Annotated in this window: 19 protein-coding genes; 14 read left to right on the top strand and 5 right to left on the bottom strand. The window is 62.7% G+C overall.

Annotated features, from left to right (window positions below; all coding sequences use genetic code 11):
- Positions 1-17: 17 nt before the first annotated feature.
- The 5 genes from NKI38_RS16755 to NKI38_RS16735 all read left to right on the top strand — a co-directional run bounded on the left by NKI38_RS16755 (position 18) and on the right by NKI38_RS16735 (position 7,000).
- Positions 18-1,928 (top strand): AAA family ATPase, encoded by a 1,911-nt coding sequence (locus NKI38_RS16755; protein ID WP_352659348.1) that lies wholly within the window; start codon positions 18-20, stop codon positions 1,926-1,928.
- Positions 1,929-1,997: 69 nt separating this feature from the next.
- Positions 1,998-2,408 (top strand): endonuclease domain-containing protein, encoded by a 411-nt coding sequence (locus tag NKI38_RS16750; RefSeq protein ID WP_352659346.1) that lies wholly within the window; start codon positions 1,998-2,000, stop codon positions 2,406-2,408.
- Between the two features lie 70 nt (positions 2,409-2,478).
- Complete coding sequence (locus NKI38_RS16745; RefSeq protein WP_352659344.1) at positions 2,479-3,777, top strand: DUF6638 family protein; 1,299 nt, start codon at positions 2,479-2,481, stop codon at positions 3,775-3,777.
- A gap of 105 nt (positions 3,778-3,882) precedes the next feature.
- Positions 3,883-5,007 carry a DUF2333 family protein gene (locus NKI38_RS16740; protein ID WP_352659342.1) on the top strand — a complete coding sequence of 375 codons (1,125 nt, stop codon included), beginning with the start codon at positions 3,883-3,885 and terminating at the stop codon, positions 5,005-5,007.
- A gap of 313 nt (positions 5,008-5,320) precedes the next feature.
- Complete coding sequence (locus tag NKI38_RS16735) at positions 5,321-7,000, top strand: formate--tetrahydrofolate ligase (RefSeq protein WP_352659340.1); 1,680 nt, start codon at positions 5,321-5,323, stop codon at positions 6,998-7,000.
- Between the two features lie 68 nt (positions 7,001-7,068).
- Here the strand turns inward: NKI38_RS16735 and NKI38_RS16730 are convergent, their stop codons facing one another.
- Positions 7,069-7,713, bottom strand: a complete 645-nt coding sequence (locus tag NKI38_RS16730; RefSeq protein ID WP_352659338.1) for a cysteine hydrolase family protein — start codon at positions 7,711-7,713, stop codon at positions 7,069-7,071.
- Between the two features lie 127 nt (positions 7,714-7,840).
- On the opposite strand from NKI38_RS16730, the gene NKI38_RS16725 reads away from it, so the two are divergent.
- A complete protein-coding gene (locus NKI38_RS16725) occupies positions 7,841-8,830 on the top strand; it encodes a GlxA family transcriptional regulator (protein ID WP_352659336.1) in 990 nt (329 codons plus the stop codon).
- A gap of 92 nt (positions 8,831-8,922) precedes the next feature.
- Here the strand turns inward: NKI38_RS16725 and NKI38_RS16720 are convergent, their stop codons facing one another.
- On the bottom strand, positions 8,923-9,066 hold the full coding sequence (locus tag NKI38_RS16720; protein ID WP_352659334.1) for a hypothetical protein: 144 nt from the start codon (positions 9,064-9,066) through the stop codon (positions 8,923-8,925).
- A gap of 292 nt (positions 9,067-9,358) precedes the next feature.
- Here NKI38_RS16720 and NKI38_RS16715 point away from each other — a divergent pair, with 292 nt between their 5' ends.
- Positions 9,359-10,354, top strand: a complete 996-nt coding sequence (locus NKI38_RS16715) for a LysR family transcriptional regulator (protein ID WP_352659332.1) — start codon at positions 9,359-9,361, stop codon at positions 10,352-10,354.
- 45 nt (positions 10,355-10,399) lie between these two features.
- Here NKI38_RS16715 and NKI38_RS16710 read toward each other — a convergent pair whose 3' ends face one another.
- Positions 10,400-11,359 (bottom strand): hypothetical protein, encoded by a 960-nt coding sequence (locus NKI38_RS16710; protein WP_352659330.1) that lies wholly within the window; start codon positions 11,357-11,359, stop codon positions 10,400-10,402.
- 262 nt (positions 11,360-11,621) lie between these two features.
- Here NKI38_RS16710 and NKI38_RS16705 point away from each other — a divergent pair, with 262 nt between their 5' ends.
- Positions 11,622-12,329, top strand: a complete 708-nt coding sequence (locus NKI38_RS16705; RefSeq protein ID WP_352659328.1) for a glutathione S-transferase family protein — start codon at positions 11,622-11,624, stop codon at positions 12,327-12,329.
- Between the two features lie 141 nt (positions 12,330-12,470).
- Here the strand turns inward: NKI38_RS16705 and NKI38_RS16700 are convergent, their stop codons facing one another.
- The gene (locus NKI38_RS16700; RefSeq protein ID WP_352659327.1) at positions 12,471-13,028 is read right to left on the bottom strand and encodes a sugar O-acetyltransferase; all 558 of its coding nucleotides are present in this window, start codon (positions 13,026-13,028) and stop codon (positions 12,471-12,473) included.
- A 185-nt stretch (positions 13,029-13,213) separates the two neighbouring features.
- Between NKI38_RS16700 and NKI38_RS16695 the strand changes: the two genes are divergently transcribed.
- The 4 genes from NKI38_RS16695 to NKI38_RS16680 all read left to right on the top strand — a co-directional run bounded on the left by NKI38_RS16695 (position 13,214) and on the right by NKI38_RS16680 (position 17,490).
- Positions 13,214-13,675, top strand: a complete 462-nt coding sequence (locus NKI38_RS16695) for a DUF4126 domain-containing protein (RefSeq protein ID WP_352659325.1) — start codon at positions 13,214-13,216, stop codon at positions 13,673-13,675.
- Positions 13,672-15,045, top strand: a complete 1,374-nt coding sequence (locus NKI38_RS16690; RefSeq protein WP_352659323.1) for an FAD-containing oxidoreductase — start codon at positions 13,672-13,674, stop codon at positions 15,043-15,045. The genes NKI38_RS16695 and NKI38_RS16690 overlap by 4 nt, the downstream gene beginning before the upstream one ends.
- A gap of 123 nt (positions 15,046-15,168) precedes the next feature.
- Complete coding sequence (locus NKI38_RS16685) at positions 15,169-16,347, top strand: MFS transporter (RefSeq protein ID WP_352659321.1); 1,179 nt, start codon at positions 15,169-15,171, stop codon at positions 16,345-16,347.
- 87 nt (positions 16,348-16,434) lie between these two features.
- Positions 16,435-17,490, top strand: a complete 1,056-nt coding sequence (locus tag NKI38_RS16680; RefSeq protein ID WP_352659319.1) for a M14 family metallopeptidase — start codon at positions 16,435-16,437, stop codon at positions 17,488-17,490.
- Between the two features lie 274 nt (positions 17,491-17,764).
- Here NKI38_RS16680 and NKI38_RS16675 read toward each other — a convergent pair whose 3' ends face one another.
- Positions 17,765-18,535 carry an isocitrate lyase/PEP mutase family protein gene (locus NKI38_RS16675; protein ID WP_352659317.1) on the bottom strand — a complete coding sequence of 257 codons (771 nt, stop codon included), beginning with the start codon at positions 18,533-18,535 and terminating at the stop codon, positions 17,765-17,767.
- A gap of 320 nt (positions 18,536-18,855) precedes the next feature.
- On the opposite strand from NKI38_RS16675, the gene NKI38_RS16670 reads away from it, so the two are divergent.
- Entirely contained in the window at positions 18,856-21,045 is a 2,190-nt protein-coding gene (locus NKI38_RS16670) for an anthranilate synthase (RefSeq protein ID WP_352659315.1), read from the top strand.
- 5 nt (positions 21,046-21,050) lie between these two features.
- Positions 21,051-21,998 (top strand): cation diffusion facilitator family transporter, encoded by a 948-nt coding sequence (locus NKI38_RS16665; protein WP_352627548.1) that lies wholly within the window; start codon positions 21,051-21,053, stop codon positions 21,996-21,998.
- The last annotated feature ends 297 nt before the right edge of the window (positions 21,999-22,295 follow it).

The raw sequence follows: 22,295 nt of genomic DNA, 5'->3' as shown, positions 1-22,295 counted from the left end.
ACCACGGAGCACTCTTCATGGATACCGGCCTGACCACCATACCGGAAGCTGCGATCGAGAAGCACCGCGCCACCGCGCAGAGCTTCATCACCCGCATCGTCGTGCTGGAGGATCCGTCACGCGAGTCCGGCACGGCACTTGCCGGCACCAACCGCCGCTTCGTCTCGACCGTTTCGGTCGGTTCGGTGCGCCGCACGCGCGAGGTCGAGCTGGCCAAGACCGTCGGCGCCGTCCATCCCGATGACCAGTTGCTGACCATCCCGCAGCACACGCTTCTGTTTCGCGCCCGGCGAGGCACTGCGATCGCGCTCGCAATATCTGACGTTTTCGCCGAAGGCTCGGACCTCGAAAGCCTGCAGGCCAAGAACACCCGCGCCCCGCTCGAAGGCGACGAAGCGTCCACCTTCAAGAAGCTTCTGTCGGCCTCGGCTTACATTTCGGCCTTCAGCCTCGCCTCCTATCTGTTCCAGCTGATCGACAGCGACGGCGAGGCGCCCAACGATATCCCCGAGCCGGACTTCCTGTTCGACACGCCGCAGGATGCGGTGAAGTCGATCCTTGCCGGTCTCGACAAGGCGATCTCAGGCTCGTCCGACGACGCCGATTTGATGACCAGGGCGCGTGCCTTTGCCCGCGCCGCCATCGACGGGCTTCTGGCGCGCAAGGGCCGCTTCGACGGCATCGGCCCGTTCGAGAACGCCCATATCCGCATCGATGTGGACGATTTCACCCTCGACGGCTTCGACGTCGCGCCGGGCAAGCGCTCCAAGCCGCTGGTGATGACCTTCAAGAAGCCGGAAGAGGTCGTCGGCAACCACATCGCCAAATACCAGTCGGTCAAGCTCGCCAAGATGCTGATGGCCTATGATTTCGAGCGCGAGATGAACCCGTTCGTCGAACTCGGCGGCTTCCTGTTCACCTTCATCGGCGACGGCGCGCCCGGCACCGGCAAGACGACGCTGATCCAGATGATCGCCGGCCTCGTCAACGGCTATTGCCAGGTCGCCGGCTATCCCTTCGCCTATGAGAATTTCGGCGTCGACCAGATCTCGTCCTACCAGGGCAAGTCGGGCCAGAACTGCCGCCAGTTCATCAACAATGTCTTGAACCCGCGCGTCATCGGCTTCGGCACCATCGACGACATCGACCAGGTGGCGGCGCGCCGCTCCGACGACCGCGCCTCGGCCGGCCAGCAGGAGATCACCGGCGTGTTGATGGACGCCTTCGCCGGTGCCGCCACCGTGGTGCGCGGCAACTGCTCGTTCGGCATGTTTTCCAACTACCCCGAAAATGTCGACGATGCGCTGCGCCAGCGCGCCGGCGCCCGCTGGCTGGTCGACGGGCCGCAGAGCCGCGATGACTACATCGACATCTTCGTGCTGCTTGCCGGCAAGAACCACAAGATCCCGCTCGGCGACCACGATCTCTACGCCGCGCAGGAGATCCAGCGCGCCGTGACCGAGGCCTATGAGGAGCACGAGAAACCAAGGGAAGACGGCCTGATGAAGGTCTATGAGCGCTACATGAAAGAGAACGGCGCGCCGAAATCGATGGCCGACATCGGCACCTATCTGCACCTGATCAAGGATGCCGAGCCGCGCTTCACCGGTCGCGCCATCAAGAACGTCACCGACGCCATCAAGATGCGCGCCATGGACATCGAGCTTCCCGACGACTGGTTCGAGAAGCCGGAAGTCTTCATGCACAAGGGCTATGACGAGAAGAAAGCGATGATCGAGGAACTGCGCGGGCCGTTCTCGATGGACATGGTCATGCAGGAGATCAACCGCTACGCCGACTCCGAGTTCCGCTACTCCGACAAGTCCGACGACTCCGCCGTGGAAAAACTGCTGCGCGACGCGCGCCTTCGCGAACGGGCAGCACGCGAGATGGAGGAGATGAAGAAGAAGGGGATGTGGAATGCGTGAGCTTGGCACCTCTTCCTTCTCCCCGTTCACGGGGAGAAGGTGCCCGAAGGGCGGATGAGGGGCAGCGCTATGCGAGGCAGTAATGAGCCAAAGGTAGCGAGAGCCCGTCAGCTGCGAAAAGTCGAGAATGATGCCGAGGAATGGCTGTGGCACGAACTGCGTGGGCGACGATTGAATGGCCACAAATTTATTCGCCAACTGCCGATCGGCCCCTACTTCGCCGATTTCGCCTGCCGAGAGGCCAATCTGGTTGTGGAAGTCGATGGAAGCCAGCACGCAAATCGATCTCATGATCGATACAGGGACGAAACCATGAACGGGAACGGCTGGTCGGTGTTGAGGGTCTGGCACGCTGATGTCCTCACGGACCGCAGGAGCGTGCTGGAGACGATTGTTGCAGTCCTGGACGGTCGGTTGGATGAAAAAATGATCGGTATCGACGCGAAATTTCTGCCGTCAGCCACGCAAGAGGAAAGATGATGAGCGTTTGCGCCGCCCCTCATCCGCCCTTCGGGCACCTTCTCCCCGTAAACGGGGAGAAGGGAAGAAGATGACCAAGAAACCCGATCTGCTGCGCGACAATGAGCTGATTTACGGCCGGCTGCTGATGGTCGACGAGCCGCACCTCATCCAGCGCTACAACAAGGCGCTCGCCGCCTTCGGGTTGAAGCCGACCAAGCTAAAAAGTTTCCAGATCGACCGCACCGGCTTCTCGCCCGAAGTGGCCGAGGAATGCGACGACTACGACTATCTCGATCCCAACGAGGTCAACCGCCGTTTCATCATCCTGACGCCGTCGCAGATCGACCTGCCGGTGGTGCACACCGCCTTCTCCAACACGTCGCAGCTGATGTTCGAGTTCATGTCGAAGAACCAGCGCGCCATCGATGCGCTGACCATCAAGGACGTGATCTACGGCGAGATCGAGGATTCCGTTCCCAAGGTCAACGATATCGAGGACCTGCTGTCGATCAACCAGGTCGAGTTCAAGGTGCTGTCGGCCGAGGATGTGCTGGGCAAGGCCGCCGAACTCGGCAAGCTCGTTGACCGGCTGAAGCAGGAGCCCGACGCCTGGCGCGACAACGCCATGCTGACCCGCATGGTGGAACTGGCCAAGATCTGCGGCGATATCCGCGAGAACGCGCTGGTGCCCGATCAGGTGATCTTCCGCCACAACGCCTACTGGACCAGCCATTTCGGCGGCCTCTATGTGTTCGTGGACCCCGATATGACGACCGTGATCAGCGATCCGGCCGCACCCGGCTTCCGGCGCTCGCGGCCGTGGCAGGTCAGCTATATCTCGATCAGCGACGCCGACAAGGTGTTCAAGTTCCTCGCTACCACCGGCCGCATCGAGTTGCCCCGCGCCTCCTGGGTCGAGGCCTCGGGCTATCTCGAGCACCGCGCCGAGATGGTGGTGCGCGCGCTGATCCGCGACGCCGAGCCCGACCGCAACCTGACCGATGTCGACAAGGTCTGGCTGCAGACCTGGATCCAGAGCCATGCCGACCTGATCGCCAAAGACGGCAACTTTCCCTTCCTCAACGCCGCCAAGCGCGAGATCGCCCAGCTCGGCCACCTCAAGATCGAGGATGTCTTCCCGCAGCAGCGCTTTCTGGTCATCCGCGCCAAGCCTGATCATCCCGACGCCTGGCTGACCAACCGACTGATCTCGGATTTCGTGACGTCGGACTTCGTCTCGCGTTACATCTTCAACAAGCAGGGCTTCTACAACGACTATGACGGCTTCAGCGACGCCTGGCGATCGCATGTTGTGGACGTTCTCAAAACCACATATTTGAAGGACAAGGTGGCGTTTCGCACACGCCTCTACGGCCTGACTGACTAGAACGAAATGAACCGTAGTTTCGTTCTAACTTATTGTTTTGGTGCATGATGTTGTCCGAAAAGTCTGCAACTTTTTGGTATCATGCTTTGAGGGGATGACATCGCCATGCTCGATCCGATCGTGAACTTCTTCACCCGGATTTTCCAGTGGATCGGCCGCGGCATCGGGCTTGTGATCGGCGTGATCCTGTGGCCGTTCCTGTGGGCCGGGCGCTGGTACACGCAGCGCGGCTGGATCCTCAAGGCCGCGTTTGGCCTGGCTTTGCTGGTGCTGATCGGCCTCTACGCCAATTTCTTCTACGCTACCCAGTGGTGGAACAATTTCAACCCGAACTACCCTGACACATACACTTTCGAGAAGCGTAACGTCTCCGCCGGCGAACAGGTCGCCGCGGGCTCCGGCACCGACACAGCCAAGACCTGCGGCAACTCCGGCATCGCCCAGGTGGCGGCCGACCTGACCGACTTCAACGTCAACCAGAATGCCTGGATCTCGTCGATGATCCTTTACAAGATCGGCCTGTTCGGCATCGACTGGGACAACACGCCGTGGATGGACAACAAGGCCTCGTTCCAGCGCGGCATCAACCAGGCGGTGCGGCGCACCGCAACCGAACTCGCCGACAATCTCGGCCGCGTGCGCACCACCTCGCAGATTGACAGCGATCTGCAGAATGCCCGCGGCAATCTGCAGTTCGACGAGGAGACCTGGTATTTCGGCCTGAACCCGTTCGGCCCCAAGACGCCGACGCCTAGCTATTATCGCGACGCCGTGCGCATGCTGCGTTCCTTCAATGCTCGCCTCGCCACCTGCCAGGCGACGTTCGACGCCCGCGCCGACAATCTGAAACAATATATCGATCGTATCTCGTCCGACATCGGCTCGACCTCGGCGATCCTCAAGGAACGCGCTGAAAACCATAACAATGGCTGGTTCGACACCCGCGCCGACGACCGCTTCTGGTTCGCCTATGGCCAGCTTTATGGCTATTACGGATTGATGAAGGGCGCGCAGGCCGATTTCGAGGACGTGATCAAGGAAAAGCATCTGCAGAATCTGTGGGATACCATGGATGCACAGTTCGTCTCGGCGCTGCGCATCCAGCCCTTCATCATCGCCAATGGCCGCGAGGACGGCTGGATCTTGCCGACGCATCTGACGACGATGGGCTTCTACGTGCTCAGGGTGCGCTCCAACATGGTCGAAATCAGCAACGTTCTAACCCAGTAACGCTGTTCCACCACGCACCACGCGATGGCGAATTTGCGCCGTTGCCTCTGTCGCATTCCGTGCATTGTGCGGCTGTTTTGAGACGGCGGAGCAACGCGTCCTCTGGCTTCTATACGGCGCGGCAACGGAGCCACGAAGAACCGATGGCAGGTCGGCCCGTCCGCAGAGGAATTTTCTCTAGAGGAAACATAGTTGCATGCAAGTTGACGCCGCGGCAGCGACAGGGTTAGAACATGCCCGCGCCCGGTTGCAACCTGCTTGCGAGTGACATCAAACCCGTCCCCTCCATCGTCCAATCCAGAGGAAAGCCGTCATGGCCGAAGTGAAGTCCGACATCGAGATCGCGCGCGGCGCCAGGAAAAAGCAGATCCAGGAGATCGGCCAGAAGATCGGCATCCCGACCGAACATCTGCTGCCCTATGGCCATGACAAGGCGAAGATCTCCGCCGAGTTCATCAAGTCGGTGAAGGGCAACAAGGACGGCAAGCTGATCCTCGTCACCGCCATCAACCCGACGCCAGCCGGCGAAGGCAAGACCACGACCACGGTCGGCCTCGGCGACGGCCTGAACCGCATCGGCAAGAAGGCCATCGTCTGCATCCGCGAGGCCTCGCTCGGCCCGAATTTCGGCGTCAAGGGCGGTGCCGCCGGCGGCGGCTATGCGCAGGTCGTGCCGATGGAGGACATGAACCTCCACTTCACCGGCGACTTCCACGCCATCACCACGGCGCACAATTTGCTTTCGGCGCTGATCGACAACCACATCTACTGGGGCAATGAGCTCGGCATCGACACCCGCCGCGTCGTCTGGCGCCGCGTCATGGACATGAACGACCGTGCGCTGCGCGAGATCATCTGTTCGCTCGGCGGCGTCGCCAACGGTTTTCCGCGCGAGGGCGGCTTCGACATCACCGTCGCCTCGGAAGTCATGGCGATCCTTTGCCTGTCGACCGATCTGAAGGACCTGGAAAAGCGCCTCGGCGACATCATCGTCGCCTATCGCCGCGACAAGTCGGCGGTCTATGCCCGAGACCTCAAGGCCGACGGCGCCATGGCCGTTCTGCTGAAGGACGCCATGCAGCCGAACCTGGTGCAGACGTTGGAGAACAACCCGGCCTTCGTGCATGGCGGCCCGTTCGCCAACATCGCGCATGGCTGCAACTCGGTCGTCGCCACAACGACGGCGCTGAAACTCGCCGATTACGTCGTCACCGAAGCCGGCTTCGGCGCCGATCTCGGTGCTGAAAAATTCTTCGACATCAAGTGCCGCAAGGCGGGCCTGAAGCCGGCAGCCGCCGTCATCGTCGCCACCGTGCGCGCCATGAAGATGAATGGCGGCGTCAAGAAGGAAGACCTCGGCAAGGAAAATGTCGAAGCGGTGAAGAAGGGCTGCGCCAACCTTGGCCGCCACATCGAAAACATCAGGCAGTTCGGCGTGCCGGCGGTGGTCGCCATCAATCACTTCTATTCCGACACCGACGCCGAGATCCAGGCGATGAAGGACTATGTCGCTTCGATGGGTGAGGAAGCTATCCTGTGCAAGCACTGGGCCCATGGCTCGGCCGGCATCGAAGACCTCGCCAACAAGGTGGTGGCGCTGGCCGAATCCGGCGCTTCGCAGTTCGCGCCGCTCTATCCCGATGCCATGCCGCTGTTCGAGAAGATCAATACCATCGTCCAGCGCATCTATCGCGGCTCGGAGGCGATTGCCGACAAGTCGGTGCGCGACCAGCTGCACGCCTGGGAGCAGGCCGGCTATGGTCACCTGCCGGTATGCATGGCCAAGACGCAGTACTCGTTCTCGACCGACCCGAACCTGCGCGGCGCGCCGACCGGTCACACCGTGCCGGTGCGCGAGGTCAGGCTTTCGGCGGGTGCCGGTTTCGTCGTCATCATCTGTGGCGAGGTCATGACCATGCCCGGCCTGCCCAAGGCGCCGTCCTCGGAGAAGATCTTCCTCAACGAAATGGGCCAGATCGAAGGCCTGTTCTGAGACCTTAAGTCTCGACAATAAAAAGGGCGCCGCAGCGATGCGGCGCCCTTTGCATTTTTCGCTGATGCTTATGCGGCGCTGCGCGACAGCGCCCGCTGGTTGGAGCCGAAGATGGTATCGCGTTCCGGCAGCGCTCCGGTCTTCAGGCACTCGACCCATTCGGCGGTCTTGAGCACGGTGGCGAAGCGCGACTGCAGGATGATCGTGACCACGCGGTGGATCTCTTCGGCCGAAGCATAGCCGGCGCTATTGGCGTAAGGCACCGAGCCGGTGGCATCCGACAGGAACTCGACGGCAAAGCCCATATGCACGGCGTGGATGATGGTCGACAGGTCGCAATTGTGCGTCATGTAGCCGACCACCGTGATCGTATCGATGGCATTGGCGCGCAGCCAGTCCTCCAGATCGGTGCCGGTGAAGGCGGAGGGCAGGTTCTTTTCGACATAATGGTCGCGCTCACGCCTGGCGATCTCGGGATGTAGTTCGCCGCCATGGCTGCCCTTGGCGAAGATCGGCGATGTCTGCGGCGCCATCTGCTTGACGACCACCACCTTGGTGCCGGCAGCAGTCGCCGCATCCATCGCCCGTGCCACATTGACGACGCTGTCGCGGAACGGCGGATGCTGGATGGCGAGATTGCCGCCGTCATAATCGTTCTGGACATCGACGACGATCAGCGCCCGGCGTGGCGTGGTGTTGGCTGGGTCAGACATGGTGTTTTCCTTTCCGGCTTGAATGCGATGGGCCGAAGATAGGCGGGCTGCCAGGTCGCTGAAAGTGGCCCGATTGACATCGTTCGAAAGAATTGGGACAATTCGCGCTCACTCGCTGGAGGCACCCATGACCGACCCGATCGTTGCCGTCCTCGCCTTCGACGGCATCAGCCCGTTCCATCTTTCCGTGCCGTGCCTTGTGTTCGGCGAGGACAGGACGGCGCTTGGCCTGCCGCGCTTCGACTTCCGCATCTGCGCGGCCAAAGCCGGCCCGATCCACACCGAGGCCGGCTTGACCGTTACCGCCCCGCATGGGCTCGAAGGGCTCGACGGCGCCGACATCGTCATCATCCCAAGCTGGCATCATCTCGGCGAACCGGCGTCGCCGCTGCTGATGGAGGCGCTGCGCCGGGCACACCAACGCGGCGCGTTGATCGTCGGTCTGTGCCTCGGAACCTTCGCCATTGCCGCGGCCGGGCTGCTGTCAGGCCGCCGTGCCGCGACGCACTGGGCCTATTCCGAACGGTTGCAAACACTCCACCCAGACATCGCCGTCGATGCCACGGTGCTCTATGTCGACAATGGCGATGTCGTGACCTCGGCCGGCGTCGCCGCCGGCCTCGACTGCTGTCTCCACATCGTGCGCGCCCGTTATGGGGCGGAGGCGGCACTGCGGCTCGCCCGCCAGATCGTGCTTTCCCCACACCGGCAGGGCGGGCAGGCGCAATTCATCGAGCATCCGGTGGCGAGGAGCGCGGACGCCGACCGTTTCGCCCAGGCCCTCGACGCGGTTCGCGCGGCGCTCGGCGAGACGCATAGCCTCGACAGCGTCGCCGAGGCCGCCGGCCTGACCCGGCGAACCTTCACCCGACGCTTTCAAAAATCGATCGGCACCAGTTTCGGCGAATGGCTGACCGGCCAGCGGATCGAATTGGCGCAGCGGCTGCTGGAGGCAACGGAAAAGTCGATGGACATGGTAGCGTTCGAAGCCGGCTTCGGCAGCGCCACCTCGCTGCGCCAGCATTTCGCCGCACGGCTCAGGACATCGCCGGCGCAATACCGGCGCGAATTCTCCAGGCGGCCTGATCAGGAGCAAGTACAGCCCGCCAGACATTAGAGAGTTCCTCATAGATCGCGGAGGGGGTAAGGCGGAGGAACGCCTCGCGCGAAAACGGCTGGAGATTCAACGCGCTCAGGGCCGCATGCTCACTAGCCTACAAACCAAGCCAGCCCCAGAAGCAACAAGCCGAACGCGACGACGCAGTCCAATATCCTTACCTGCCGAACACCAATCAGCGCCAATGCGCTACCAAGGAGCCCGCCAATCGTCCCCATCAGCATTAACTCAGTCATGCTGCCTCCGACACGTGCGAACCATAGCACATTGCCCGTAGCGTGCCCAGCGTTGGCAGATACCATCTAAGGGCAATCGAGAAGATATGAGCGACGAGGGTGCGGCGTCGAACATGCGCAGGTCTGTAACGGGTTCGACCCCGGCCATTCGGGACAGTTCAGTGGAACGCAATGTCTACGGCTGAAATGCGCGGATTAATGTAGCACAACCTCAGAAGAACAACGCCGCAGATGTTGGAGACAGCTAATGACACGACCAAGCCAGAAGCCATCGCAAGATTGACTCAACCGCATGCTCGTCAAACTGGGGAGCCATGCTAGAGATCGCTATCGATCGAATGTCGCCTACCGTTGCGAGGCCCCGTTGACTCAACGACTATCGGATTTCGACATTGGCTTGCTGCTGACACTCGACGCCCTGTTGAAGCACCAGAACGTCACCCATGCCGCGTCGAGATTGAACATCACCCAATCTGCCTTGTCGGCCCGTCTGACGCGGTTGCGCCAGTTGCTGAACGATCCACTCTTCACCACGGCGGCGTCCGGACGGGGGATGACCCCCACGCCTCACGCTCTGGCGCTTGAGGCCGAACTCACGCGCCTGCTCGAGCGGTTGAGCGATTTTGTGAATACCGCCCATCTGTTCGACCCTGCGACAAGCAAACGTGTCTATCGCATTGCCGCAACGGACAATCCGGCGGCGATCCTGGCTCCGGACCTCATTCCGCGGTTCAAATCCCAAGCTCCCAACGCAAAGGTCGCTTTTACAGTGCCCAACAAGCCCAGGATCGTCGAGCACCGGGAGCAGGGCGACGTCGATCTCTTCATCGGGGCCGCGGAAGACGGCTCTGGTGGTCTGATCGGGCAAAAACTGTTCGAAGAGGAATTCGTCACCGCCCAGCGGCACGGCCATCCACGGGGCAAGGGACCAATTACCTTGGACGAGTTCTGTGCCCTCGACCATCTGCTCATTTCGACGAGCGGCGGGCATTTTGCAGGGATGATCGACGACGCGCTTGCGGAGATTGGCCGCGAGCGCAACGTGACGGTCTCCATCCAGAGCTATGCCCTGGCCCCCCTCGTCCTGGCGACCAGCGATCTGATCTGCACCCTGCCCCGGCGTTTCCTGAGACGCTTCGCTCAGGTCCTTGATCTGTTCGAGGCGCCCCTGATACTTTCGCCGTTCGCCATGAACCTGTTCTGGCACCCGAGGATGCGCAGTGACCCTGCGCACATGTGGCTGCGCAAGCTGGTGATGCAAAGCGCTCGCAGCAGTCACGAAGAGTAGTGGCCGGACGCCACGCAACCGTTCCGGCCACCGCATGTCGCGCTATCAGAACTTCTGAAGCAGGTAGTCGCCGACCTTGTCGGCGGCGGGATCGAACAGCGTATCGAGCCGCGAGTTCAGCACGTAGATGTCGTCGCCCAGGATCGCCGCGGCCGTCGGCATAGACATGATGCTGCGCTCCTGCCGGACGATCGCTGCCGATGCCCACCCGTCGGTGGAAACCAGTTCGACGGTGCGATCGACGCCAAGGTTCTGCACGACGACGAGATGCTGGTCATCGATCAGCTGAATGCCGTCGGCACCCGTCAGAGGCTCGGGCAGCTTCACCAGCTCGATCTTGCCTGGGTCGGCGATGCTGACGCGAAACAGCTCACCCGTATTGTATTTGCCGACGAGCAGATAGCCGTCCTTGTGCCAGGCGATGCCATTCAGGTTGAAGCCGTCGTCATCCTTGAAGCGCGGGTCCTGCGCGAAGATCGTTGCCTTGCCTGCCGTATCGATCCGGTAGACGATCGGAGCAAAGCTGTCTGTCACATAAGCGTTTCCGTCAGCGTCGAGCGCGATATCATTGGCAAAATGAGTGCCTCCGCTGAGACTGCTGAGGTCGTAGTAGGCCCGAGACTGGCCGGTCGTGGCATCATATGTGGCCACGCCCGCAAGCTTGCCCTGGGTCGCCGCATTGGTGCGGTCGCCGACGCCCGGATCGGAGTTCGTCACCCAGAGCGTATTGCGCTTGTCATCGACGAGCAGGCCCGCCGTCGAAATCAGTTTCGCGTCGTGGACGAACACCGTGTACTTCCCGGCTTCGTCGACCTTGGCCACCAGGCCATGACGCACCGAGCCGACCATGAAGGTGTCCTGCTTGGCCGACCACGTAATGCTTTCCGGATAACTCTGGTCCGAGGTGAACGAAATTTTCTGGACCGTGGTGCCGGCCATCGATGGCGGTACAAAACTGAAGGACGTTATGGCGGCGATGCCAGCCATAAGAGAGCGAGAGATCATGATTGGGGTTCCTTTCGATCGGTTGATGTCACCGCTCTAGAACCCCGTGCGCCCCTTGAGAAATCGCCTTGCACGATGGGACCAATTGATCGTCTTCATGAGTTTGGTGCTTGCGAAAATCGAAAGCCATCCCACCGCCTGCCCAGCCATGAACGGGCTCGATAACATCAATCCGCAAGATCGATTGGTGCGTTGATGGGCAAGCCGGCATGTTCCGGGCACTTCGACATCGGCAGACGGACCAATCGGACGGACTGGGTGGATGTTCAACGATGGGACAGAAAAAATGCTCAATCTGTATTTTCATGCCACGCCGAACTCGATGAAGGTGGCGGTGCTGCTGCAAGAACTGGAATTACCCTTCGATGTCTCACCGGTCGATATCTTCAAGGGCGAGCAGCACACGCCCGAATTCAGGGCGGTCAATCCCAACGGCAAGGTTCCGGCGATGGTGGACGGGGATGTGACGATCTTCGATTCCCACGCCATCCTCCTCTACCTCGCCGAGAAGCACGGAAAGTTCCTTCCCGGCGAGCTGAAGAACAAGGCCGTCATGCTGTCATGGCTGCAGTTCGTGGCAACCGGCCTGTCGCCGTTTTCCGGTCAGGCGATCCACTTCCTTCACTACGCGCCGGAAGATATCCCCTATGCGAAGAATCGCTACGTGAAGGAGCTCGAGCGCCACTACGCGGTTCTGGACCATCGCCTTGGGCAGGCCCGATATCTGGCGGGCGACGAATATACAATCGCAGACATGGCACTTTGGGGTTGGGCCGCCTCGGCCGGATATGTATTCGGCCAGAAAGGCCTTGGCGATTATCCCAATGTCACGCGCTTCATGGATGAAGTGACCAAGCGTCCCGCCGTTCAGCGCGCCTTGGATATGAAGGCGAAACATACCTTCAAGGCCGAACTCGATACTGAAACACGTCGCGCCATGTTCCCTCAAAACGAGACTGTTGCCGCCTGATATGTGCAACCGACAGGTTCTGCTGTCGGTGGAATATCGGGCGCCTACTGTTGGCGGGACGCAGTGCGACGTCGGTGTCGGGTGTAGATTAATGTAGCACGACGCCAGGAGCGTATGGCTCCTGGGCTCTCGCACTGATCCCTAATCCCGCTTGACCACCCGGGCCGGGTTGCCGACCATGGTGGTGTTCGTGGCCACGTCGCGCGTCACCACCGCACCGGCACCGACAATGGCGCCCTCGCCGATGCTGACGCCGCCAAGGATGATCGCGCTGCCGCCGATCCAGGCATTGGCGCCGATCTCGACCGGCCTGGCGATCTCCAGTCCGGCTTGCCGCCCGCTGGCCTCCTTGTGATGCTCGGCGCAGTAGATCTGCACATTGGGACCGAGCAGCGTTCCCTTGCCTATGCGCACGCTCGCCGTATCGAGGACGGTGCAGCCGGCATTGAGAAAGACGCCGTCACCGAGAAAGATGTTGAAGCCATAGGCGCAGTGGAACGGCGCCTCGATGCGGGCGCCCTCGCCGGCCTTGCCGAGCAGTGCCTTCAGGCCCGGCCCGAGATTGCCGCGGTGCCGCGGCGGCAGGCAATTATGCTCGAACACCGCGTCGCGCGCTATCACCCGCAAAGCCTCCAGTTCGTCGTCGAGGCATGTATACCATTCGCCGGCCGTCATCTTCGCGCGCTCGCTTCCAGCCATGACGATGTCTCCATGTGACGTCACTGCCAAAGCACAATTGCAGTTAACGGGAAAGTGCCAGCGCCCCGGCAGCACCCGCGCAAATCCATTCGGATTTTTCGCAGTCATGCGCTGGTCAAATGCCGGACCTATGCTAGCCTGCTCTTGCCGGACTGTCCTGGCCCGGCGATCGAGGGGGATCGACGATGCTGTATATTCTCGCACTTCTGATCGGCGTCATTGCCGGTCTTCGCGCCATGACCGCGCCGGCTGCCGTCGCCTGGGGCGCTTATCTCGGCTGGCTGCCCGTCGCCGGCATCTGGGCAAGTTTTATGAGCCACTGGGCCGCGGTCGGCATCTTCACCATCCTGGCCATCGTCGAACTGGTCACCGACCAATTGCCGTCGACGCCGAGCCGTAAAGTGCCGCAGCAATTCGGCGCCCGCATCATCATGGGCGCTTTCACCGGCGCGGTGATCGGCGCGACAGGCGGCGCCACCATCGGCGGCCTGATTGCCGGTACCATCGGCGCTGTCATCGGCACGCTGGGCGGCGCCGAGGCACGCGGCCGGCTGGCGGCCGCCTTCGGCAAGGATCCTCCCGCCGCCTTCATCGAGGACGCGGTGGCGATCGTCGGCGGCTTGCTGATCGTGGCGGCGGTGGCATGACGGCAAAAGCCTTCGACGCCATCGTCATCGGCGCCGGACAGGCCGGCCCTTCGCTGGCCGGCCGGCTAAGTGCGGCCGGCATGAGCGTGGCGCTCATCGAGCGCAAGCTGGTCGGCGGCACCTGCGTCAACACCGGCTGCATGCCGACCAAGACCATGGTCGCCAGCGCCTATGCCGCGCATCTGGCGCGGCGTGCGGCCGACTATGGTGTCACGCTCGGCCCCGTCGGCGTCGACTATGCCAGGATTAAGGCGCGCAAGGACAAGGTGACGATCGACGCCCGCACCAATCTGGAGACATGGATCGCGGGCATGAACAAATGCACGCTCTACCGTGGACATGCGCGCTTCGAATCGGCCAACACGGTGCGCGTCGGCGACGACCTTCTGACCGCCGACAAGATCTTCCTCAACACCGGCGGCCGCGCCTCGGTGCCCGACCTGCCCGGCATCCACGACATCGACTACCTGACCAATTCCTCGATGATGGATCTCGACGTGCTGCCGCGCCATCTCGTCGTCGTCGGCGGCAGCTATGTCTCGCTCGAATTCGCGCAGATGTTCCGCCGCTTCGGTAGCGAAGTCACCGTTATAGAGAAGAGCCCCCGCCTGACCGGCCGCGAGGACGAGGACGTCTCGGCCGCCATCCTGTCGATCCTCGAAAACGAAGACATTACAGTCCATGTCGGTGCAGATGACATCAGCTTTGCGACGCAGGGCAAGGACATCGCGGTGACCTTCTCGACCGGCAAACCGCCGGCGGTCGGATCGCATGTGCTGCTGGCTCTGGGAAGGACGCCCAACACCGACGACCTCGGCCTCGATAGAGCAGGCGTCGAGGTCGACCGGCGCGGCTTCGTCACTGTCGACGACCAGCTGCGCACCAGCGTGCCCGGTATCTGGGCGATGGGCGACTGCAATGGCAAGGGCGCCTTCACCCACACCTCCTACAACGACTACGAGATCGTCGCCGCCAACCTGCTCGACAACGATCCGCGCAAGGTCAGTGACCGCATCGAAGCTTATGCGCTCTACATCGACCCCCCGCTCGGCCGCTGCGGCATGACCGAGGCCGCGGTGAAGAAATCCGGCCGTCGCGCACTGGTCGGCCAGCGGCCGATGACCCGTGTCGGCCGCGCCATCGAAAAGGGCGAGACGCAAGGCTTCATGAAGATCCTGGTCGATGCCGACACCAGAGAGATTCTCGGCTGCTCGGTGCTCGGCCCCGGTGGCGACGAGGCGGTGCATTGCGTGCTCGACCTGATGTACGCCAAGGCGCCCGTCGACACGCTGGCGCGTGCCGTCCACATTCACCCGAATGTCTCGGAACTGCTGCCCACCATCGCCCAGGAGCTGAAGCCGCTGGTTTGACAGCCGCGGCGACCCATTTCAAAGCCCTTTCTTTTCTGCATTGCTGCAATGCAGCAATGCAACTTGCGAACGGTGGCGTCCTTCGCGCAGTCTCCATTTGAACCGATTCAGTCTGGACGCCCCATGCCCTTGCCAATCCTTGCGCTTGCTATTGCGTCCTTCTGCATCGGCACCACCGAATTCGTCATCATGGGCCTGCTGCCGGAGGTCGCCGCCGATCTCGGCGTGTCCATCCCCTCGGCGGGCCTGCTCGTCACCGGCTATGCGCTGGGCGTCGTCTTCGGCGCCCCGATCGTTGCGATGGCCACCGCGCATTTGCCGCGCAAGCCAGTGCTGGTTGGCCTTGCCGTGCTGTTCGTCGTCGGCAATCTGTTTTGCGCCATCTCGCCCAACTACTGGACGCTGATGGCCGCACGCGTCTTCACCGCCTTCGGCCATGGCGCTTTCTTCGGCATCGGCTCGGTCGTTGCCGCCAGCCTAGTGCCGCGCAACAAGCGCGCCAGCGCCATCGCGCTGATGTTCGCCGGGCTGACGCTGGCCAACATCCTCGGCGTTCCGGCCGGCACGGCGCTTGGCGAAGCCTTCGGCTGGCGCGCAACTTTCCTCGCCGTGGTCGGCATCGGTCTGATCTCGGTCGCTGCCATCGCCTGGCTGGTGCCATCCGACGTCACTGAACCGAGCGGTGGCGGGCTGCGCGGCGAGCTGCGCGTGCTGGGCAAACTGCAGGTCTGGCTGGCGATGCTGATCGCCGCCCTTGCCTCGGCCAGCCTGTTTGCCGTCTTCACCTACATCAAACCCTATTTGACCGACGTATCCGGCCTGTCCACCTCTGCGGTCACCTGGGTGCTGCTGCTGTTTGGCGCCGGCATGACCATCGGCAACATCATCGGCGGCAGGCTTGCCGACTGGAAACTGATGCCGACGGTCATCGGCACGCTGCTGTTGCTGGCGCTGCTGTTTGTCGGCTTCATGCAGTTCGGCACTATCGCCAGCGTTGCCATCGGCATCGTCTTCCTCTGGGGCCTGCTCATCTTCGTCGTCGTGCCACCGCTGCAGATCCGCGTCGTCGAGGCGGCTTCCGACGGACCGAATCTTGCCGCCACGCTGAACCAGGGCGCCTTCAATGTCGGCAATGCCGGCGGCGCCTGGATCGGCGGCGTGGCCCTTTCCGCCGGTGTTTCCTATGCCAATTTGCCGCTGGTTGGCGCAGCGCTCGCCCTGTTGGCGGTCGCCGTTGCCGTGCTGTCGCAGGCGCTGGATCGGCGCGCGCCTGTCATCCCTCTTCCGGCTCCCGCAGGGTAACCTCTTGCGCCTATAGCGCGGCAGGCTGGACCAATCGACATCGGCGTCTTCAAACGGGCATGTCTCATGCTCTTGATGGAGAAAGTCATGCAGAAATCGATCGAGCGCATCGCCGGCGAAAGCGAAGGCGTTTCCTACGAATTTCCGCTGTTCCGCTTCGCGGGCGCGGACAAGGCCGCCCCATCCGCCTATCTGCAGGCAGCGCTCCATGCCGGTGAATTGCCGGGCGTCGTCGCTATCGACGCGCTGATGCCGATACTCAACAAGGCGGAGGCTGAAGGCCGCATCAAGGGCAACCTCACCATCGTGCCCTGGGCCAACCCGATCGGTCGCGCGCAGTATCATTTCGGCGAGCACCAGGGCCGCTTCCATCTGGGCACGCGCACCAATTTCAACCGCGGTTTTCCGCTGCTCGCCGCACCCGAAGCCGCCCTCTTGCCCGACACCAGCCTTGGCAACGTCGACCAGCGGCTGAAGAGCCGGCTGGTGCAGCTATCGCTCGGCCATGACATCGTTCTCGACCTGCACTGCGACGACGAGGGCCTCGCCTATCTCTACGTCCACACCAGCCTATGGCCGGCAATGGCCGATTGCGCCGCCGCCATGGGCGTCGATGCGGTCGTGCTGTGGAGCGAAGACACCGATGGCACGTTCGAGGGCGCCTCGATCATGCCCTACCAGAACGTTCCCGCTGACATGGCGAAAGTCGACCGACGCGTCGCCACCACGGTCGAATATCGCGGCATCCTCGATGTCGACGGCGCCTTGGCCGCCTCCGACGCCGAAGGGCTCTACCGGCTGCTGGTGGCGCGCGGCGTGATCGCCGACACCACCCTGCCCGCGCCCGGTCCGTTCACCGGCGTCGTCGCTCCGCTGGAAAACATCGACATGATGCCCGCACCGCGGGGAGGCGCAGTGCTCTACGATGTAAAGCCCGGCGACCGCGTCGCCAGGGGCGCGCGCCTCGCCACTATCGTCCACGCGCCGGGCGAAGCCGATGGCCGTACCGAAGTCTTCGCGCCGCAGGACGGCATCATCCTGACCCGCCGCTCGCGCCGCATCATCCGCGCCGGCGAAGACCTGCTCAAGCTGGTCGGCGACAGGAAGAGCGCCGACGCAAGGTCGGGCACGCTAGAGGATTGAGGAAGCTTTGCCTCGTAGTTTGCCGAAGCACTCCATAGCTTCGTCATTCTAGGGCGAAGCAAGGAGCGAAGCGACGCGGCGCAGACCCTAGAATCCATGCCGCGACTTCAAAGCGTCGCTACGTGCAGAATTCTGTTCCGCTGCGCCCTTCAACTGAGGTCGCGGCATGGATCCTCGGGTCTCCGCCGCGTCGCTTCGCTCCTGCTCCGCCCGTGGATGACGAAGTTGCGAGGCTTCGGCCAATCCCAAACCCGTTGCATGCAGCATCACCCGCCTAGCCAGAAATGGCCTGCCGCGCCTTGGCCTCCAGCCATTCGGCCATCTGCCGGTAAGGCACCGGGCCATGGCTGATGCGGGCGACGCCGAGTTCGGCCAGCCGCTGGCGCGGCGGCACATGCGCCAGCGCGATGATGTTGACCGGCAACGCGATTGCCTTGCAGAGCGCCTCGATGAGGCCCTCATCGCCAAGACCAGGTGCGAAAAAGCCGCTCGCTCCCGCCTTTTCATAGGCCCGCGCCCGTTCGATCGCCTGATCGAGCAGCGCCTTGTCGTGCGCATCCGGCTTGGCCTTGAGGAAGATATCGGTTCGGGCGTTGAGGAAGGCCGGGATGCCGGAGGCCTTGACGGCAGCCGCCGCGGCTTCGATGCGTTTCACCTGCACGGCAATGTCGTGCAGGCCAGTGCCGCCGACAATCTGATCTTCGAAATTGAAACCGATGGCGCCTGCTTGCAAGGCAAGCGTCACAGTATGGGCGACGGCTTCCGGAGCGACGCCATAACCGCCCTCGAGGTCCATGGTCACCGGCAGGTCGACCGACCCGACAATGCGCCTGATGTTGTCGAGTGCCAGCTCCAGCGGGATTTTCTCTCCATCGGCATATCCGAACGCAGCCGCCACAGGCCAGCTTCCGGTGGCGATCGCCTTGGCGCCTGCTTTCTCGACGATCTTGGCCGAGCCCGGATCCCATGCATTGTAGAGGACGATTGGGTTTCCCTTGACGTGGAGGGAATGGAACGTGCGCGCGCGCTCGATTTGCTCGGTCATCGGTGTTTCCCATGTTCCTGCTGTTGGATGAACAATCTAGGCCGCACGGTCGGCTCTGGCGATGTGCCATGAGATGCAGAAGCTGCGGCCACCGGACAGGCTTTTCAAACCTGTTGCGTATACTCCCTTTCGCAGCTATGGATTTCGCCATGAACATGCGTTCGACCAAGACCATTTGGTGGTGGGCCTGCTGACAGCGGCCTGTTCGAACGCGCGTGCGCGAAAAGAGAGGGTGGCCGCAACGGAAAGTCCGGGCGGCCATTTGTTTTTTCCAAGCCATTCCCGGGTCCGTTGCCCCAAATAAGCTGATGGAGACGGAAATGACGATGAAGGTTCTGGATAACGGGGCGGAAAGTTTCGTGACCGCGGGTGGCGTGACCATCACCCGCGAGCGCCACGACCGGCCCTATGCGGGCGCGATCGACGCTTACGTCGACGGCCTGAATTCGCGCCGGGGTGCGGTGTTTTCCTCGAACTACGAATATCCCGGCCGCTACACGCGCTGGGACACCGCCATCATCGACCCGCCGCTGGTCATCTCGGCGCGTGGCCGCGCCATGCGTATCGAGGCGCTGAACCGCCGTGGCGAGGCGCTGTTGCCGGTTATCGGCAAGGCGCTGGGCGACCTGGCCGACGTCACCATCGCCGAGACTTCGAAGAAGCTGATCCGCCTCGACGTCGCCAAACCCGGCCGTGTGTTCACCGAGGAGGAGCGCAGCCGCGTCCCTTCGGTCTTCACCGTGCTGCGTGCCATCACCGCTCTGTTCAAGACCGAGGAAGACGCCAATCTCGGCCTTTACGGTGCCTTCGGCTACGATCTCGCCTTCCAGTTCGACCCGGTCGACTACAAGCTCGAGCGCAAGCAAAGCCAGCGCGACCTGGTGCTGTTCCTGCCCGACGAGATCCTGGTCGTCGACCATTATTCGGCCAAGGCCTGGACCGATCGCTACGACTATGCCGGCGACGGGTTTTCGACGGAAGGGCTGCCGCGCGACGAAATCGCCGAGCCGTTCAAGAGCCCCGACCGCATCCCGCCGCGCGGCGACCATGAACCTGGCGAATATGCCGATCTGGTGCGCAAGGCGATGGATTCGTTCAAGCGCGGCGACCTGTTCGAGGTCGTCCCCGGCCAGATGTTCTACGAACGCTGCGAGACGCAGCCATCCGAGATTTCGCGCAAGCTGAAGTCGATCAACCCCTCGCCCTATTCCTTCTTCATCAATCTGGGCGAAGGCGAATATCTGATCGGCGCCTCGCCCGAAATGTTCGTGCGCGTCAACGGCCGCCGCGTCGAGACCTGCCCGATCTCGGGCACCATCAAGCGCGGCGACGACGCCATTTCGGACTCCGAGCAGATCCTGAAACTGCTCAACTCCAAGAAGGACGAATCCGAGCTGACCATGTGCTCGGACGTCGATCGCAACGACAAGTCTCGGGTCTGCGAGCCGGGTTCGGTGCGCGTCATCGGCCGGCGCCAGATCGAGATGTATTCGCGCCTGATCCACACCGTCGATCACATCGAAGGCCGGCTGCGTGAGGGCATGGATGCCTTCGACGCCTTCCTGTCTCATGCCTGGGCGGTCACCGTCACCGGCGCGCCGAAGCTGTGGGCCATGCGCTTCATCGAACAGAACGAGAAGAGCCCGCGCGCCTGGTATGGCGGCGCGATCGGCATGGTCAACTTCAACGGCGACATGAACACCGGCCTCACCCTTCGCACCATCCGCATCAAGGACGGCATTGCCGAAGTACGCGCCGGCGCCACATTGCTCTTCGATAGCATTCCCGAGGAAGAAGAAGCCGAAACCGAACTGAAGGCATCCGCCATGCTCTCCGCCATCCGCGACGCCAAGACAGGCAATTCCGCCAGCACCGAGCGTACCACCGCGCGCGTCGGCGACGGTGTCAACATCCTGCTCGTCGACCACGAGGACAGTTTCGTCCACACGCTGGCCAATTATTTCCGCCAGACCGGCGCCAATGTCTCGACCGTGCGCACGCCGGTGCCGGAGGAAGTCTTCGACCGGCTGAAGCCCGACCTCGTCGTGCTGTCGCCCGGCCCCGGCACCCCGAAGGACTTCGATTGCGCCGCCACGATAAAGAAGGCGCGCGCTCGCGATCTGCCGATCTTCGGCGTCTGCCTCGGCCTGCAGGCGCTGGCCGAGGCCTATGGCGGCGAACTCAGGCAGTTGCACGTGCCGATGCACGGCAAGCCGTCGCGCATCCGCGTCTCCAAGCCGGGCATCATCTTCTCCGGCCTGCCGAAGGAGGTCACCGTCGGCCGCTACCACTCGATCTTTGCCGACCCGGTGCGGCTGCCCGACGATTTCATCGTCACGGCGGAAACCGAGGACGGCGTCATCATGGCCTTCGAACACCGCAAAGAGCCTATCGCCGCTGTGCAGTTCCACCCGGAATCGATCATGACGCTCGGCCACAATGCCGGCATGCGCATCATCGAGAACATCGTCGCCCACCTGCCGCGCAAGGCCAAGGAAAAGGCCGCCTGACAATCATGGCCGAAACCGAGGACACAATGGCGATCGCGGCCAAGGCGGCCGCGAAGCGCAAGGTCGCCAACCTTGCCTTCTGGTCGATCATCATTGCCGCAATCGTGCTCGGCCTGAAACTCGTCGCCTGGTACGTCACCGGCTCCGTCGCACTCTATTCGGACGCGCTGGAATCGATCGTCAACGTCATTGCCTCGGCCGCCGCCTTCTGGGCGATCCAGGTCAGCTACAAGCCGGCCGATCAGGACCATCCCTTCGGCCACCACAAGGCCGAATATTTCTCGGCGGTGCTGGAAGGCGTGCTGATCGTGCTCGCCGCCCTTTTGATCCTCAACGAGGTCTGGCGTTCCTGGCAGACCCCGGCGCCGCTCGAACAGCCCTGGGAAGGTCTTGCCGTCAACGGCGTCGCCACGGTCATCAACGCCTTCTGGGCCTGGACGCTGATCCGCGCCGGTCGGGCCGAGAAGTCACCAGCACTGGTCGTCGACGGTCACCACATCATGACCGATGTGGTGACCTCGATCGGCGTCTTCGGCGGCCTCGTCGGCGCGATCCTGACCGGCTGGCAGATCCTCGATCCGGCACTTGCCGTCCTCGTGGCGCTGAACATCCTGTGGCAGGGTTGGCATGTCATCGGCTCATCGATGAACGGCCTGATGGACCGCGCCGTCGACACGCAGGAGCACATGCGCATCCGCGACGTCATCTCGGCCAACTGCAAGGGCGCGCTCGAGGTGCATGACCTCAAGACGCGTATCGCCGGCCGCGCTACCTTCATCGAGTTCCATCTGGTCGTCGACGCCGACATGTCGGTCGGCGCCAGCCACGTCATCTGCGACCGCATCGAGGACGCCCTGAAGGCCGAGATCCCCTCGGTGCGCGTCACCATCCATGTCGAGCCCGACGACGAGGCCAAGCTGCCCAAGGGCACGACGGCAGTGCCGTTTGCCTGAGGCGATTTCCCGTCACGACCTTGGAAAACTAGCTGGCGCCTCTCGACTTCGTCATCCACGGGCGGAGCAGGAGCGAAGCTCCGTCGCGGAGACCCGAGGATCCACGCCGCGACCTTGGCGGTGAAGTGCAGCGGAACACGATTCTGCACCGCAGCAGCGCTCGGATGTCACGGCATGGATCCCTTGGGCTGCGGAGCAGCTCCAGGGGTCTGCGCCACGTCGCTTCGCTCCTTGCTCCGCCATAGGATGACGAAGCGACAGGCGTACCGCGAAAACGTCTGCGCCGATGAGCCCGCC

Source organism: Mesorhizobium sp. M0621 (assembly GCF_040320745.1).
Lineage (GTDB): Bacteria > Pseudomonadota > Alphaproteobacteria > Rhizobiales > Rhizobiaceae > Mesorhizobium.
This window is presented reverse-complemented; position numbering and strand designations above follow the sequence as displayed.

Coding starts and splice junctions, on each gene's coding strand:
- NKI38_RS16670 (WP_352659315.1), top strand. CDS start 18,856: ATGACGATGAAGGTTCTGGATAACGGGGCGGAAAGTTTCGTGACCGCG.
- NKI38_RS16685 (WP_352659321.1), top strand. CDS start 15,169: ATGCCCTTGCCAATCCTTGCGCTTGCTATTGCGTCCTTCTGCATCGGC.
- NKI38_RS16755 (WP_352659348.1), top strand. CDS start 18: ATGGATACCGGCCTGACCACCATACCGGAAGCTGCGATCGAGAAGCAC.
- NKI38_RS16690 (WP_352659323.1), top strand. CDS start 13,672: ATGACGGCAAAAGCCTTCGACGCCATCGTCATCGGCGCCGGACAGGCC.
- NKI38_RS16725 (WP_352659336.1), top strand. CDS start 7,841: ATGACCGACCCGATCGTTGCCGTCCTCGCCTTCGACGGCATCAGCCCG.
- NKI38_RS16735 (WP_352659340.1), top strand. CDS start 5,321: ATGGCCGAAGTGAAGTCCGACATCGAGATCGCGCGCGGCGCCAGGAAA.
- NKI38_RS16740 (WP_352659342.1), top strand. CDS start 3,883: ATGCTCGATCCGATCGTGAACTTCTTCACCCGGATTTTCCAGTGGATC.
- NKI38_RS16705 (WP_352659328.1), top strand. CDS start 11,622: ATGTTCAACGATGGGACAGAAAAAATGCTCAATCTGTATTTTCATGCC.
- NKI38_RS16730 (WP_352659338.1), bottom strand. CDS start 7,713: ATGTCTGACCCAGCCAACACCACGCCACGCCGGGCGCTGATCGTCGTC.
- NKI38_RS16715 (WP_352659332.1), top strand. CDS start 9,359: ATGCTCGTCAAACTGGGGAGCCATGCTAGAGATCGCTATCGATCGAAT.
- NKI38_RS16700 (WP_352659327.1), bottom strand. CDS start 13,028: ATGGCTGGAAGCGAGCGCGCGAAGATGACGGCCGGCGAATGGTATACA.
- NKI38_RS16710 (WP_352659330.1), bottom strand. CDS start 11,359: ATGATCTCTCGCTCTCTTATGGCTGGCATCGCCGCCATAACGTCCTTC.
- NKI38_RS16675 (WP_352659317.1), bottom strand. CDS start 18,535: ATGACCGAGCAAATCGAGCGCGCGCGCACGTTCCATTCCCTCCACGTC.
- NKI38_RS16750 (WP_352659346.1), top strand. CDS start 1,998: ATGCGAGGCAGTAATGAGCCAAAGGTAGCGAGAGCCCGTCAGCTGCGA.
- NKI38_RS16745 (WP_352659344.1), top strand. CDS start 2,479: ATGACCAAGAAACCCGATCTGCTGCGCGACAATGAGCTGATTTACGGC.
- NKI38_RS16695 (WP_352659325.1), top strand. CDS start 13,214: ATGCTGTATATTCTCGCACTTCTGATCGGCGTCATTGCCGGTCTTCGC.
- NKI38_RS16665 (WP_352627548.1), top strand. CDS start 21,051: ATGGCCGAAACCGAGGACACAATGGCGATCGCGGCCAAGGCGGCCGCG.
- NKI38_RS16680 (WP_352659319.1), top strand. CDS start 16,435: ATGCAGAAATCGATCGAGCGCATCGCCGGCGAAAGCGAAGGCGTTTCC.
- NKI38_RS16720 (WP_352659334.1), bottom strand. CDS start 9,066: ATGACTGAGTTAATGCTGATGGGGACGATTGGCGGGCTCCTTGGTAGC.